The 15,178-nt window shown below is 39.9% G+C and carries 11 protein-coding genes; 5 read left to right on the plus strand and 6 right to left on the minus strand.

What is annotated here, in order from left to right; all coding sequences use genetic code 11:
• Positions 1-26: 26 nt before the first annotated feature.
• The 4 genes from BM130_RS13065 to BM130_RS13080 all read left to right on the plus strand — a co-directional run bounded on the left by BM130_RS13065 (position 27) and on the right by BM130_RS13080 (position 8,290).
• On the plus strand, positions 27-5,558 hold the full coding sequence (locus tag BM130_RS13065; protein WP_010528775.1) for an alpha-2-macroglobulin family protein: 5,532 nt from the start codon (positions 27-29) through the stop codon (positions 5,556-5,558).
• Between the two features lie 276 nt (positions 5,559-5,834).
• Entirely contained in the window at positions 5,835-6,506 is a 672-nt protein-coding gene (locus BM130_RS13070) for a TatD family hydrolase (protein WP_010528776.1), read from the plus strand.
• On the plus strand, positions 6,506-7,282 hold the full coding sequence (locus BM130_RS13075; protein WP_010528777.1) for a tRNA threonylcarbamoyladenosine dehydratase: 777 nt from the start codon (positions 6,506-6,508) through the stop codon (positions 7,280-7,282). The genes BM130_RS13070 and BM130_RS13075 overlap by 1 nt, the downstream gene beginning before the upstream one ends.
• Before the next feature lie 243 nt (positions 7,283-7,525).
• Positions 7,526-8,290: a sulfite exporter TauE/SafE family protein gene (locus tag BM130_RS13080; RefSeq protein ID WP_081474960.1), complete on the plus strand. Its 765-nt coding sequence runs from the start codon at positions 7,526-7,528 to the stop codon at positions 8,288-8,290.
• A gap of 545 nt (positions 8,291-8,835) precedes the next feature.
• Here the strand turns inward: BM130_RS13080 and BM130_RS13085 are convergent.
• Together BM130_RS13085 and BM130_RS13090 are read right to left on the minus strand one after the other, a co-directional pair.
• Positions 8,836-9,861, minus strand: a complete 1,026-nt coding sequence (locus BM130_RS13085) for a TQO small subunit DoxD (protein WP_010528799.1) — start codon at positions 9,859-9,861, stop codon at positions 8,836-8,838.
• A 316-nt stretch (positions 9,862-10,177) separates the two neighbouring features.
• Entirely contained in the window at positions 10,178-10,594 is a 417-nt protein-coding gene (locus BM130_RS13090; RefSeq protein WP_010528800.1) for a hypothetical protein, read from the minus strand.
• A 175-nt stretch (positions 10,595-10,769) separates the two neighbouring features.
• Between BM130_RS13090 and BM130_RS13095 the strand changes: the two genes are divergently transcribed.
• A complete protein-coding gene (locus BM130_RS13095) occupies positions 10,770-11,786 on the plus strand; it encodes a branched-chain amino acid aminotransferase (protein ID WP_083399211.1) in 1,017 nt (338 codons plus the stop codon).
• A 276-nt stretch (positions 11,787-12,062) separates the two neighbouring features.
• On the opposite strand, the gene BM130_RS13100 is transcribed toward BM130_RS13095, so the two are convergent.
• The 4 genes from BM130_RS13100 to BM130_RS13115 all read right to left on the minus strand — a co-directional run bounded on the left by BM130_RS13100 (position 12,063) and on the right by BM130_RS13115 (position 15,036).
• Entirely contained in the window at positions 12,063-12,287 is a 225-nt protein-coding gene (locus BM130_RS13100; protein ID WP_010528802.1) for a hypothetical protein, read from the minus strand.
• A gap of 147 nt (positions 12,288-12,434) precedes the next feature.
• A complete protein-coding gene (locus tag BM130_RS13105; RefSeq protein ID WP_010528803.1) occupies positions 12,435-12,692 on the minus strand; it encodes a DUF4834 family protein in 258 nt (85 codons plus the stop codon).
• A gap of 50 nt (positions 12,693-12,742) precedes the next feature.
• Positions 12,743-14,440, minus strand: coding sequence for a S41 family peptidase (locus BM130_RS13110; protein ID WP_010528804.1), 1,698 nt, complete (start codon positions 14,438-14,440; stop codon positions 12,743-12,745).
• Between the two features lie 146 nt (positions 14,441-14,586).
• Positions 14,587-15,036 (minus strand): deoxycytidylate deaminase, encoded by a 450-nt coding sequence (locus BM130_RS13115; protein ID WP_010528805.1) that lies wholly within the window; start codon positions 15,034-15,036, stop codon positions 14,587-14,589.
• Between the last annotated feature and the right edge of the window lie 142 nt (positions 15,037-15,178).

The raw sequence follows: 15,178 nt of genomic DNA on the forward strand, positions 1-15,178 counted from the left end.
AAAAAATAAAAATAGTACCCTATTAAATGAAATCATTTACAGAAGTTATGAATAAATTATTCATTTATTTTGCTCTAATTTTATTTGTCCTGGGTTGTCAAAACAAAGAAAATAGTTCTCATTCCCCCTTTCATCCGGCAATAAGTGCATTCACTTCGGGACAGATTTCTGCAAAATCACCCATAATGATTGAATTTGCCAATCCGGTTTCAACAGCGGCGGCTGGCGAACAAGTGCCCGCCGAAATTATCTCATTTACTCCCTCAATTAAGGGTACCGCTACCTGGTCCGATAATCGCACAATTGTATTCAACCCTTTTGAAATACTTCCTTCGGGAAAGTCATTTAAATGCAAGGTCAACTTGCGTAGCCTTTTCCCTAATGAAAAGGAATCTTTCTATTTCACATTTCAAACCATTCCTCAAAATTCCTGGATTACCACTGAATTTATCGGGCCAAAAACTGTCGCCGATTACAATACTTACCAAGCCGTTTTTAAAATTACTTTGGCAGACATTGCCGAAAACAAAATGGTTGAAGACAACATTGACATTGACTTTAACGGGGAAAAATTATCCCCTCAATGGACGCATATCGATGGACGTAATCATCGCTTAACAATTAATGGAATAAAACGCGGCCCAGAAGAACAAGAATTAATAATTACTGTAAATAAAGGACCTTTATCACCGGAGAAAAACAAACAATTATCAGTAGTTATTCCTCCTATCAATACTTTTAAAATACTTTCGGCACAGTTAAGTAATTCACCTCGAAAAATTATAACGGTTACCTTCAGCGACCCCATTGATCCTGCCCAAAATATTTCAGGACTTTTCCGATTATCAAATCATGACCTTGATTGGAGTCTTGATAATAATGTGGTTGAACTATATCCCGATGAAAAAATTTCCGGAGAGCATACACTGGTCATTTTACCAGACATTAAAAGTCTTACCGGTCAAAAGTTACCAGGCAGTGCAGAATTCACTTTTTCATTTACAACTGATATGCCCGCAGTGGAAATTATTGGTGACGGGACCATTCTTCCTGGCACCAACGGTTGGTTTTTACCTTTCAAAGCGGTAAGTCTAAAAGCAGTAAGGGTACGAATTATCAAAATTTATGAACATAACATCGGTCATTTTCTACAGGTCAACCGATTAAACGGGGAAACCCAACTTAAAAGAGCAGGACGTCTTGTTCATAAACAACGAATAAACCTTGATACAGATCCTACCCGAAACCTTCTGAACTGGAATACATTTTCATTGGATTTGTCGCGCTTTATTCAGCCTGATCCCGGAGCCATCTATCGTGTAGAATTAGGTTTCGAAAAAACGGATGCTATTTTACCGTGTACAAATCAATCTTCAGGCATCACTAATACCAGCGAGCAGCCTGATCCAGAGGAAGGTTTTTGGGATGATGCTGAAAACTACTATGCGGTATATCCGTATTATTACGGTCCAAATTTCAACTGGTACGAACGCAATGATCCCTGTTCCGATTCTTATTATTCCCGTGATCGATGGGTAACACGCAATGTGCTGTCATCAAATATAGGGTTATTGGTCAAAGCCGGAACTAATCAACAATTACTGGTTACTGCTACCGACTTAATAACAGCCCACCCGCTCGAAAAAGTAGACATTGATATTTTTAATCTGCAAATGGTAAAAATAGGAAGCGGAACGACAGGAAAAGACGGACAAGTTTGGGTTAAAATCGATGGCACGCCATTTCTTCTTATAGCCAAACAAGGCAAACAAAGAGGTTACCTTCGCCTGGATAAAGGTCAGGCACTTCCTACGGATCGCTTCGATGTTGCCGGTGAACAAGTAAAACAGGGATTAAGAGGATTTATCTTTGGAGAACGAGGTGTGTGGCGACCAGGCGACTCACTTTTCATCTCATTTATGCCCATTGAAAATGAGCCTGGTACACTGCCCGAAGGTCACCCTGTGACACTCGAGTTAACTGATCCTCGAGGACGATTGGTTTATCGGCAAACACAATCACAACCTGAAAACCGTCTCTATACATTCCGCACTAAAACCAACCCCGATTCACCTACCGGATTTTGGTTGGCCCGAATTTTTGTTGGAGGAGTAACCTTTGAAAAAAGCATCCGGATTGAAGCTTTCCGTCCAAATCGACTGAAAGTACAGTTAACAACACCTGAAGCTATTCTCAATGCTGGTTCAACAGAAAATTTCAAAATATCATCGGAATGGTTACATGGTTCACCTGCCAAAGACCTCAAAACAGACGTGCATTTAAATCTTATTCCAGCTAAAACTTCCTTCAACAATTATCAAAGCTTTATTTTTGATGATCCAACCCGTTCCATCAACGAATCGGAAATTACCATTTTCGAAGGAGTACTTAACTCAGAAGGACAAAGTTCTTTTCAATATAAAATTCCTCATATTAACCGCGCACCAGGATTGATTAAAGGAAATTTCTCCATACGTGTTTTTGAAAAAAGCGGAACATTTAGCATCGGAACAAAATCAGCACTTATTTCCCCATATAAAACCTATACCGGTATTCGCATACCCAAAGGGGATGACAGAGGATTTCTATTAACAGATCAAGACCACCAAATTGATGTGGTTACTGTTAATGCAAAAGGTCAACCTGTTGGCCAACAAAAGGTACAATACTCTATTTATAAAATAAATTGGCGGTGGTGGTGGGAAAAAACAGATGAAGACCTGGGGCGTTACATTTCGTCCAATAGTAGCCATATCATTGATAAAGGAATAATTACAACCGATAACGAAGGCAAAGGGCACCTTAATTTTCGCATAAACAAACCCGACTGGGGCAGATACCTAATTCGTATGGTAAACCCGGAATCGGGACATTCAACCGCAGCCACTGTACGTGTCGATTGGCCGGGATGGGCCAGAGAAGCTCATGAAGGCGACGGCGCATCTCAATTAGCAATTTCTTCAGATAAGTTGTCCTATGATGTAGGGGAGCAAATAACTGTTACCTTCCCATCAAGCAATGTTGGAAAGGCGTTGGTGAGCATTGAATCAGGTAGTAACATACTCAGAACATGGTGGGTAGATCCCAAACCTAAACAAACTGAAATAACCTTTGAAGCTACTCCTGATATGGCGCCCAATATTTACGTCAACATTACTTTAATTCAACCTTTTGGGCAAACCGTTAACAATCGTCCTTTACGCCTATACGGCATCATTCCCATTATGGTAAAGGATCCCAATACCCTCTTAAGTCCGGTCATTCAAACTCCCTCGTCATGGGAACCCGGAAAGGAAGCAGTTATAAAGGTTAGCGAAGCCCAAAATAAAGAAATGTCTTATGTTTTGGCTGTCGTAGATGAAGGATTACTCGACATTACAGGTTATGCCACCCCTGATCCCTGGACACGCTTCAATTCCCGGCAAGCACTGGGAGTAAATACTTGGGATCTGTTTGACGATGTTATTGGTGCTTTTGGTGGAAAAATAGAACAAATTTTTAGTGTCGGAGGCGACCTTTCACTGTCCGAAGATAAAGGAAAACTGTCTACTCAAAGATTTGAGCCCATGGTCAAATTTTTTGGGCCTTACCAACTAAACAATAGAGAAAAGAACGAACATCGGTTCAAAGTTCCTGCCTATACCGGTTCGGTAAGAGTGATGCTAATTGGCACCAATGGCCATGCTACCGGAAGTTCTGAGACCATTGTAAAAGTAAAAAAACCGCTTATGGTATGGGCTGCTATGCCCCGATTATTAGGCCCAAATGAAAAACTCTGGTTGCCTGTAACCGTTTTTGCATCGGAAACTAACATTAAAAAGGTGACCGTATCGCTCTCTGGCTCTCACCACTTCTCCATTGAAGATAATGCAGAAAAAACCGTATCATTTGATACACCCGGCGAAAAAACCATCTATTTTAAAATATCCACCACATCATCGCTAGGAGTATCCAAACTAATGATAAGTGCCTCAGGTAACAACTATCAGGATAATCTAACCAAACAACTGGAAATAAAATTACCCAACCCAAGCGTAACAAAAACAGCTTTTTCTGTTATTAAACCCGGTACTTCAATCCATATTCCTTACAATCTCCCGGGAATTAAAGGTACCAACACACTTAAGCTGGAAGCTGCTAATATTCCACCCATAAATATTGCTGAGCGTCTAAATTTTCTTGTCACCTACCCTCATGGATGTATAGAACAAATTGTTTCCGGTGCATTTCCTCAATTATATCTAAACAACATTACGGAGCTTAGCGACACGCTTCGTCATGAAGTTCAGAATAACATTGCTTCCGTTCTCCAACAACTTAAGGCTTACCAAACACCTGATGGCGGTTTTTCTTACTGGCCAGGTCAATCACAATCGGATGACTGGGGCTCTAGTTTCGTTGGTCACTTTATGCTTGAAGCCGAAAAAAAAGGTTATCCCATTCAACCAAATTTAATGAATGGCTGGATTAAGTGGCAAAAAAACAGAGCATCCAACTGGTTACCTCGCCCTGAATCCACTAGCTATTCTTCTGAACAAATGATACAAGCATATCGCCTGTTCACTCTTGCACTAGCTGGTGAACCTGCAACTACTGCCATGAATCGCCTTCAACAACAATCAAATCTTATACCTCAGGCGCGATGGTTATTGGCTGGTGCCTATGCCCTTGCAGGAATGTCTGAAGTAGCTGAAAAAATCATGGACCATACACCTATGATTAACACAACCAATCTTATTCCTCATACCTACGGGTCTTCTTTGAGAGATAAGGCTATTTTAATATATACGCTCAATTTACTAAACAGAAAAGAAGTAGCGCTGCCATTAATTCAAGAAATAAGCAAAGCCCTCAGTTCAAAACAATGGTACAGTACTCAAACTACGGCCTGGTCCCTACTTAGTATTCTGGCATTTTCCGATAATAACAAATATGAATCCTCTCTTCACTTCTCATATTCCTTAAATAATGGGGCGAACATTACTGTAGGGACAGACAAACCACTGGCACAACGCACCCTTCATATCGGTTCTAATCTCAACGGAGAAGTTAAAGTTACCAACCATTCTAGCAAGGAACTTTTTATCACATTACTAATGCAGGGTACTCCTGCAAATATCGACACAACTGAATGGTCAAAGAACATTTTCATTGAACGACGATTTGTTACTCTTGATGACAAACCCTTAAATCCTCATCAAATCGAGCAAGGAACCGATATAAAATACATAATAAAAGTTACCAATCCAGGATCGGCAGGTGATGCCTCTCATCTTGCTTTAACGACTATGATTCCCTCGGGATGGGAAATTCGTAATTCCAGATTGGAGGGAATACACATATCGGGTAACGACCAGCCGGATTATCAAGATATAAGAGATGACAGAGTTCTAACTTATTTCAATTTACCGGCAGGAAGTACCAAACAATTTGTAATATTAGTACATGCAGCATTCCCTGGAAGCTTTTATCTGCCTCCTATTACTGTTGAGGATATGTATAATAATTCTATTAATGCTAAAACGTCGGGGTTGATGACTACTATCACAAAACCATGACATTAATTTTAATTTATGAGCTTTCCTCAAACAAATTAGACCCAAAATATAATTCTAATGCTCGTAGATGTAATTTTTTACTCGCACTCTTAAGCTTTTTATAAATTTGAAAATAGAGAAAAGTGCACAGAAAGAAGTAAGAAGAAGTTTTTGTGATTTGTCATAATGAACAGTCATTAGTGATTTGTCAATAGCCCATAGAGAGTTGGTGCAACTAATGACTAAAGACTAACCTTGAAAATTATTTGATCAATGAGTTAAGTAAATTTTATACGGATGAGATACATAAATTTTCATACTCACTATCCCCCGGCAGATACCAAACCGGAAATTGCCATTGTTAGTTGCGTAGCGCCCGAACCACTACAACAATGTCCTCCCGGAATTTGGTTATCCTATGGTATTCATCCTTGGTATATCCTCCACTCAAACATGACTAATTTAATTGAAAAGGTCAAAACTTTAGCCCATAACCAACAAGTGATCGCTATTGGAGAAGCAGGATTGGATAAGCTTAGAGGACCCGCAATGGATATTCAGAGACAGATTTTTTGTCAACAAATTGATATTTCTGAAACCACGCAAAAACCATTAATAATTCATTCCGTTAAAGCCAACAATGAAATATTAAGCCTGAGAAAGAAAAGAAAGCCTTTGCAACCTTGGATAATTCACGGTTTTAATGGTCTTCCACAGGAGATGGAACAACTGATTAAGGAAGATTTTTATTTGTCTTTTGGACCCAGAATATTTTACTCAGACAGTAAAGCAGCCAATTCATTAAAAGCAATACCATCCGACCGTTTTTTTTTGGAAACTGACCATACCAATAAATCCATTTCGGCTTTATATCTTCGTGCCGCAGAAATAAGAGGAATTTCTACCCAAGAACTGGAAGAAATTATTGAAAACAACTTTAGAAGATTATTCGGAAATATCATTGAATAATGGACAATTATTGGCTGGAACGTACCGACCTTCTGATAGGTAGTAAAAATCTTCAAAAACTCAAACAATCACATGTATTGGTAGCAGGCCTGGGTGGGGTTGGATCATGGTGTGCCGAAATGCTTGCAAGAGCCGGAGTAGGCGAGTTGACGCTTCTCGATGGCGACGTTGTTACACCCTCGAATCGTAACCGGCAGTTGCCGGCTCTCAAATCAACGGAAGGAATAGCAAAAACAGAGGTGATGGCTGCACGAATTAAAGATATTAACCCCGATATTGTTCTTCATACACTTAATCAGTTTCATACAGGAGAAGATTTTAAGACACTTTTATGCCAACCCTTTGACTATGTTGTGGACGCTATCGATTCTCTGCATCCTAAGGTTTGTTTAATTGTTACCGCCATTCAAAAACAACATCGGTTAATCTCTTCCATGGGGGCAGGTGGTAAAATCCATCCCGAAAACATACAAATTGTGGACATCAGCCGTTCATACCACTGCAAATTGGCGCGTATGGTACGAAAGCGCCTTTCAAAGTTTAATATAAAAAAGGGATTCAATGTTGTCTTCAGTCCTGAACCCGTCCCTAAATCTGCAGTAATTTCTACGCAATCGGAACGAAACAAAAAGTCAACCGTTGGCACCATTTCATACATGCCTGCCATATTTGGTTTGATGGCGGCCTCAAAAGTTATCAGAGATTTAATCGAAAATAATCACAAAAATCTAAAGCCTAAATCACAACTTCATAATCACTTTCCTGATTTGCATTAAAAATAATTGTTGATTCGTATAAAATTTGCTTATATAATTAGTTAAAAGATCATTGATGCCAACGCTCACTCCATAATCCCCTAAAGGGGAAATTCCCATACCAGCATCAAATTCAATAAATTTCACTTCTGCCTTCTGCCTGTACACTTCTGCCTTAGAATTTTATACATGCACCGGGGCAAACCCTCTTAGTCATGTTCGCCACATTCATCATTTCTGCCTGTTTTTTTATTTCTTTGCACTATGATTGAATCAATAATAAATCCTTTACACACAGATTGGACGACATGGTTGGCTACATTGGCAAGTGCATTATTAGTAGGCTTATCCAAAAGCGGACTTAAAGGTATCGCCATGGTTACCATTCCTCTTTTGGCCCACTTCTACGGGGGGATGGCCTCCGCCGGATTGTTAGTCACATTCCTGGTTTTCGGTGACATGTTTGCTATTCGCTACTATTATAAAAGCCTAAGGTGGGAGCATATCAAAAAGCTCTATCCTTATGCATTGGCGGGCATTATATTGGCGCTCATTATAGGAAAAATGATTACTGATAATCAGTTTCGCAACGTCATTGCCATTTCAATACTAGTTTGTTTAGCTTTAATTTTTTATCGTGACTACTCAGGTACCTCTGGTGGTTTTACTCAAAGAAACTGGTTTGCCCGAACATTAGGGGTAACCGGAGGCTTTGCTACCATGATTGGCAATGCGGCAGGACCAATCTTTAACTTGTATCTTTTATCAATGCGACTACCCAAAAACAGTTTTATAGCTACCGGTGCAGTATTCTATTTGAGTATGAATCTGCTTAAAATTCCACTTCATTACTTTGTATGGAAATCGGTAACCATCGAAACATTTCAGCTAAATTTTGTTATGTTGCCTGCCGTATGGCTGGGCTCTGTCACCGGCAAATACCTGGTACGTTTCATCCCGGAACGGGAATTCAGAATCTTTGTAACTTTTGTCATTGCTGCCTCAGCTATCTTGCTTTTCTTTAAGTAAAAAAATTGTCTGGCATTCCTCTTATAATCCCTAATTTTTATCTTATCCCAACCATAGTTATTCATAAAAGTATACTTCCCCCGGTAATGGGAAACGCTTTCCCTCGATAATGGGAAACACTTTCCCTCGGTAATGGGAAACACTTTCCCTCGGTAATGGGAAACACTTTCCCTCGGTAATGGGAAATGCTTTCCCTCGGTAATGGGAAATGCTTTCCCCCGGTAATAGGAAACGCTTTCCCTTTACCCATAGAAATACATTCCCGACAAAAGAAGACAAGGACGGATAGTATTCCTCCGAATGTTTTGGGGTATTATTCTACCCGATATTTTTTCGAATTCAAATCTATTACATAACATGTTTACGACTCTGTTCCGGAAAAGTTGATCAACCCCGAATAATCCCAAACTGGGAAAAGCTATGTAAAAATAAATCTTACCGGGATCCTACAATATGTATAGCCCGGTAAGATTTCAAATTATTAAACACCTACAACAATAGACTTCGGGTCACGACAATTAATTTACCGCTTGACGAATAGTGCTTTATTTTTTTGTTTCACTACTCCACTCAACTCCGCTGATATCGGTCAGTATCACCTTGTATTTTCCATTTGGCAAACCCATTAGCCCATCATCTACAATCGACAGAACTGCCCGGGCTCCAAGAGGAATTATAAGGCTATGCTTTCCCGGTTTAACTTTGGTGACGTACCTGTTTTCAATCCGTTCTTTCGGGAAAGAAGCCAAGGCCTCGCCATCCAGTTTCAAAACTGTCTCGCCTTGCTCATCTTCGAGGCGAATACCTATCAGGAAAGAGCCGTAAACATCCACCCCCTCTGTACGAAACACTTCAAAAGAAATGGTATTCCCCGAAATCTTTGCATCCGATATTTCAACCCGTGGCTTTACCGATTTATTATGCAACGGCCCCCATAATCCGCCATGAAAGTATTGATTGGTAAAAAGAGTGATAAACAAAATAAACAGGGAACCTGCCAACACAATCTTGCTCAATAAGGACTCTCTGATTGAAAGAGCACCTGACCCAAGCCAGTTAAACCACTTTTTACCGGCAATAACAGGCTTATTTTTCATCAACCAATAATCCAGGGAATATTTGTCGCTTCCGGCAATAAAAACGGTAAAACCGGCCGCTATACCCAATACCCCAATTTGCCATTCGTCCAGACAGGTGGTACCAAGCCACCCCGACCCCATCAGAATGCCGGTAGCAAGACTAAATACTCCGATACTCATCAGGCGCGTCAGCAAACCAAACATAAAAAGCAGCCCTACCACTCCTTCTATTATCGTAAAAATCACCATCGCCCACCACAACAGGTCGGGGTGCAACACCAGATACTCTATCATCGGTTTTATCCCCAATGCATTGGGCAAAAAATGATTGAACTTCTCACCGATATATCCTGCCGCTTCGGGGTTTAATTTGTCGGCCAAAAACAGTCTTCGCCAAAAAGCCGAAAAATAGGTCCAACCTACCACCAAACGTAAGGCCAGGGTAAACAATCCCTCTTTATATTGTATATGTTCAAATCTATTGTCATTCATAATAATGATGTTTTATTTTTTTTAATTCTCTAATGAAGAAATATATTGCCCATCGTCCTAACCGGGCAAGCTTCGCATGCTAACCTAAATATTTCCGGAATACACTGATTTCTTCTAAAAGTCACCGTCCTTGAGGTTGATAAATGGATGTAGTTTCTGCCATCAAACTCAAGACATCATCATCTCCCCTATCCGACAAAAAATAACTTTTGCTGCTGATGGAAAGACGATAGGTGCGTTCCTTAAGAGCGGTGAAATCTGTTTTATTTCAACCGTCATTAAAGCATTGTATTCTATCTTTTTGAGAACGACAAGTCTAAACCCAATATTTCATTTTTTTGTAGAGAATATAGACAGGAATCTTTACAGAAAGAGGCCATCCCTGAGATGGGGAAAGCAATGAATAACCAACATTTAAAACTATTGGTGAACAACCAACCTCTTTAACCTGGCATGAATGCAAAGAGGTATCAACAGTCGCTTTTGAAGAGGTGAAAAAATATGTTTGGACTCTATCCAGACTACAATGACTACCTGCATGAACAGTGGCTCTGGATGGATTAAGCAATTTAATAAAAGGCAATTCCAGCTCGTAGCTGATAAACCTTCGCACAGTACAGGAGGAGAGAATCACCAGCAAGACCATCCCGGCAAACACGAAAGCAGGCTTCCTTTTCTCAATTATGTTATGGATATTGCCGTACATTTCCCCTAAACGAAAAGTTTGATGCAAAAAATTTTTGCCTTGAAAAAATTTTCTGTCAAATTTAATATTTTGAAGCGAAAGAATCTCAAAAAGCAGAATCTTTACCCGGATAAATTTCCTCTAACCTAACAAACCTCATCCACCATTACGGAAAAATCCTTAACTTTAAGGTCTCTAAATGCGGATAGTAAAGTTATTTATCATGAATATAGATTGGTCTAATTTATCATTTAATTATCTGGATACCGACTACAATGTTCGGTGTTATTATCGCAACGGGAAGTGGGGAGAATTGGAAGTCTCATCATCCCCGCAAATCAACATTCACATGGCGGCAACAGCGCTGCATTACGGACAGGAAGCATTTGAAGGGCTTAAAGCCTTTAGGGGGAAAGACGGCAAGATCAGAATTTTTCGTATTGAAGAGAATGCCCGTCGTATGTTATCCTCGTCAAAAGGTATCATGATGGCCGAGGTGCCGGAAGAGCTGTTTGTTGAAGCAGTAAAGAAAGTGGTAAAGCTTAATGAACATTTTGTGCCTCCGTACGAATCGGGTGCATCACTTTACATACGTCCCTTGCTGATTGGAACCGGTGCGAAAGTAGGCGTTCATCCGGCTGATGAATATCTGTTTCTGGTATTTGTTACGCCTGTTGGGCCCTATTTTAAGGAAGGATTTCAGCTCACCAATATTGCAGTGATGCGGGAATACGATCGTGCAGCACCCCAAGGTACCGGTAACATCAAAGTGGGTGGAAACTATGCAGCCAGTCTGAAAGCCGGTATGCTGGCTAAAGAAAAAGGCTACTCGGCGGTATTATATCTTGACAGCCGAGAAAAAAAATACATTGATGAATGTGGACCGGCTAACTTCTTTGGTATAAAAAACAACACTTATATCACCCCGGAATCCCGTTCTATATTACCGTCCATTACCAATAAAAGTCTCATTCAATTAGCTCAAGACATGGGACTAAAAACCGAACGTCGTCCCATTCCTTTTGAAGAAATTTCAACATTTGAAGAGGTAGGTCAATGCGGTACCGCAGCGGTGATTAGTCCGGTAGGTAAGATTGATGACCTTGACAACAACAAATCTTACAGTTTCTCAAAAGATGGGAAACCAGGTCCTATATGCACCAAATTATATCATAAATTAAGAGCAATTCAATATGGCGACGAGCCCGATCCCTATGGTTGGGTTACGGTTCTCGAATAATCGCATCAGAGGGTGTCTAAAAATTTTGTAGTGTTTGGTACAAACAAACCTATTTCTTTGGATTTTATTATTTCACAAAGTAAAAATTACAGTTTTTAGACACCCTCTTTTTCCTATCCTGATATTCACTCCGCATATCCTATTAAACTCATTGACATATCCTTATCTCAGGCTACAGACAAGATTACAACGTTAAGACTTTCTTCCCAATTCCTAACCTTATTTTACTGTACCTTATGGTTTACAGACGTCACCAATCCACCTCTTTAAATCGGGTTAAGACACCCGGCATATGTGCTTTCCCCACAAAAAATGATGCGCACCATCCGGCAATATCATGTCCATCATTTGGTCAAAACATGCGCATCTTTCAACAATTTCATCGGTATCAAATTTTCGGTCGAAAAGCATCTTTTTAATATTCCATGCGGATGGAACGAGTACAGCCAGGCAATGTTGTCTTAAAATGAAGGCATAAAGCCAGAAAAACAAGGCATACATGTTCCTTACATTTAGCCGCGGGAGATTCCCGGAAGGTTAATCTTAACCTTTAATAAAGACAAAATCGTGCTCATGAATCAAACAAAAAGTCCTACCCATTATTTTGGATAGGACAAAAATCTTTTCTTCACCGAAAAAACTATCTATTTATTTAATCTCCTCGTAATCCACATATTCGCCTTTCTGGTCATTCTTGCCTGAGGTATTGGAACTTCGGGGATTATACTCTATTGTTACTTTACCCTCTTCTTTCTTCCTTTGGTTTATATAATCTTCTCGCGCCTTTTCCTGTTTATTCTGCATTTTATGCACCTGACGGGTAATAAACAGGGGCACCAGATACCGAAAAATTAGTCGGAATAAATAGTAGAATAAAATGAGATATATTATAATTCTAAAAAGCATAATCAATTAAAAAATAAATTGGTTTAACGAAGGAAGATTTCGGGCAATGTTTATTGCTGTTCAATGGCCACAGCCTGTTTATTTCCATCCTCCATTGTCCCGGCGGCGAAGTGCAGAATAGAATCTCTGAGACCACTTCGAATCACCTCTAAAGCCTTATTTAAGACCTCATCCTGTTCTCTGATAATAGGATAAAAACCTTCATTATCGAGGATATTTCGGGCGATATAGGCTTTTGTTTCGTTAATGATAAGTTTTTTTGAAACCTGATATTGGGCGGGATTAAATTTCACTTTCTCTTTTGTGGCAAATTCCACCAGCATATCACCAATGGGTTGTTTGTCGAGGTAAGCTTTTAATTCATCAACCGTTTCGTATTTGGAAAGTTCATTTCGGTTTCTGTCGGCATAGTCCAACGCAAATTTATAAATAACCCCCGATTCTCTAAGATTGAAATAATAATCAGAAAAGTTAGAAGTATCTCTTCCCACAAAAACATCGGGCATAATGCCGCCACCACCATAAACGATTCGACCACCCACGGTTTTGTAAACGAGTGAATCGTTAACGGTTATACTATCTTTATTAAAAAATTCGCCATGCTCGTAACGATAAAGAATGTCTTTGTAGTAGTCTTCGATACCGTTGTTGTAAGGTTTCTGGATACACCGACCACTGGGGGTATAATATCTTGCCACGGTAAGCCTGAGAGCACCCCCGTCGGGCAACGGAAATTGTTGTTGAACCAAACCCTTCCCGAAGGAACGACGACCAACAACTAAGCCTCGGTCATTATCCTGCATGGCACCGGCAAAAATTTCACTGGCCGAAGCACTAAACTCATCAATCAATACAGTAACATCGGTATTCTTACACGAACCGCTGCCATTGGCATGTATTTCCTGACGAGGGCTATGAACTCCTTCGGTATAAACAATCATATCGCCTTTATCCAAAAATTCGTTAACCATGCTAATGGCTATATCGAGATAACCACCGGAATTTCCTCTCAAATCAACAATTACATGTGAGCAATTATGCGCTTTTAACTTAGCAAGGGCACCTAACAATTCCTGATAAGTATTGCGCGCAAACCTGTTAATTTTAATATAACCAATGGAATCATCGAGCATGTAGGCAACATCTACACTGTATAGGGGGATACTACCTCTGGTTATTTCAAAGTTGATAAGGTTTTCTCTGTTTTTTCTTTTTATTCCAACGTTAACTTTTGTTCCGATATCTCCCCGCAACATACTTACCACATCATTGGTCGGCATATTAACGCCGGCAATAACAGAATCGTTAACAGTAATAATGCGGTCGCCGGGTAATATACCAACCTTTTCGGAAGGACCGCCCGAAACGACACTGATAACCATCACCGTATCATTCTGCATGCTAAACTCAACACCAATACCTCCAAATTTACCTTCCAACTCCTGATTGGCTGCCTGTAAATCTTTGGGGGGAATATAGACGGAATGCGGGTCAAGATTTTTTAAGACTTCCGGTATAACCTTTTCTTCCAGTTTATCTACATCTATACTATCGACATACTGTTCTTTGATAAGATTGATAATGGACTGAAGTTTTCCGGATTGTGGATATAACAACAGCCGCCGACCGCTTTCGCTGGTTGCGGAAGGCATCGTAACGCGACCAATCCACATGCCGAAAACCAATACTATCGCCAGTACTATCGGGAAATAAATTTGTTTGGATGTGTGTTTTCTTTTTTCTGTCATCGTGTTTCTTATGTTATTTTATTGCTGCCTAACTATTCAATTGCGTTGAGTTTCAATGCTGCTATCAGTAAATCTACCAGAAAATCGAAGACCCTACAAAACAATCAAAAATTTTGTTTCACTTATCAAATATTATACCTAAAAAACTATTGCCCTTCATCCTCGTCTACCTGCACCACTTCAATATTTGCCCGTTTCAGAAGATTTATTCCGTCTTCCACCCTATATTTCTCTGAGAAAACAACCCTTTTTATACCTGCCTGGATGATAAGCTTGGCACATTCGATACAAGGGGAAGAGGTAACATAAAGAGTAGCACCTTCAGAGCTGTTGCCAGACCTTGCAACTTTAGTGATAGCATTGGCTTCGGCATGCAATACGTAAGGTTTGGTTTTATTATTCTCATCCTCACACTCGTTCTCAAACCCGGAAGGTGTTCCGTTGTATCCATCGCTGATAATCATTTTGTCGCGTACCAGCAAAGCTCCAACCTGCCGGCGACGGCAATAACTGTTTTGAGCCCAGATGCGTGCCATTGCCAAATAACGCTGGTCCAGAAGTTTCTGTTTTGTAATAGATTTTTGTGAATTTCCCATATCCGTTGTTAAATGGTAGTCCTACAAAAATAACAAAGAAAGCAACTTACAGTTGCATCCTAAGATAAGTTTTTCATCTTAAAAGACAAGAAAAGCTAAAAGAGGTAGTAAAGGAAGAAATGATAAGTAATACAATTGTGGG

The sequence above is a fragment of the Thermophagus xiamenensis genome (genome assembly GCF_900112795.1).
Lineage (GTDB): Bacteria > Bacteroidota > Bacteroidia > Bacteroidales > Marinilabiliaceae > Thermophagus > Thermophagus xiamenensis.

Bases quoted from the DNA above. Each gene is read 5' to 3' on its own strand.
- BM130_RS13115 (WP_010528805.1), bottom strand. From the start codon at position 15,036: ATGGGAAATTCACAAAAATCTATTACAAAACAGAAACTTCTGGACCAG.
- BM130_RS13070 (WP_010528776.1), top strand. From the start codon at position 5,835: ATGAGATACATAAATTTTCATACTCACTATCCCCCGGCAGATACCAAA.
- BM130_RS13105 (WP_010528803.1), bottom strand. From the start codon at position 12,692: ATGCTTTTTAGAATTATAATATATCTCATTTTATTCTACTATTTATTC.
- BM130_RS13095 (WP_083399211.1), top strand. From the start codon at position 10,770: ATGAATATAGATTGGTCTAATTTATCATTTAATTATCTGGATACCGAC.
- BM130_RS13065 (WP_010528775.1), top strand. From the start codon at position 27: ATGAAATCATTTACAGAAGTTATGAATAAATTATTCATTTATTTTGCT.
- BM130_RS13075 (WP_010528777.1), top strand. From the start codon at position 6,506: ATGGACAATTATTGGCTGGAACGTACCGACCTTCTGATAGGTAGTAAA.
- BM130_RS13085 (WP_010528799.1), bottom strand. From the start codon at position 9,861: ATGAATGACAATAGATTTGAACATATACAATATAAAGAGGGATTGTTT.
- BM130_RS13080 (WP_081474960.1), top strand. From the start codon at position 7,526: ATGATTGAATCAATAATAAATCCTTTACACACAGATTGGACGACATGG.
- BM130_RS13100 (WP_010528802.1), bottom strand. From the start codon at position 12,287: ATGTATGCCTTGTTTTTCTGGCTTTATGCCTTCATTTTAAGACAACAT.
- BM130_RS13110 (WP_010528804.1), bottom strand. From the start codon at position 14,440: ATGACAGAAAAAAGAAAACACACATCCAAACAAATTTATTTCCCGATA.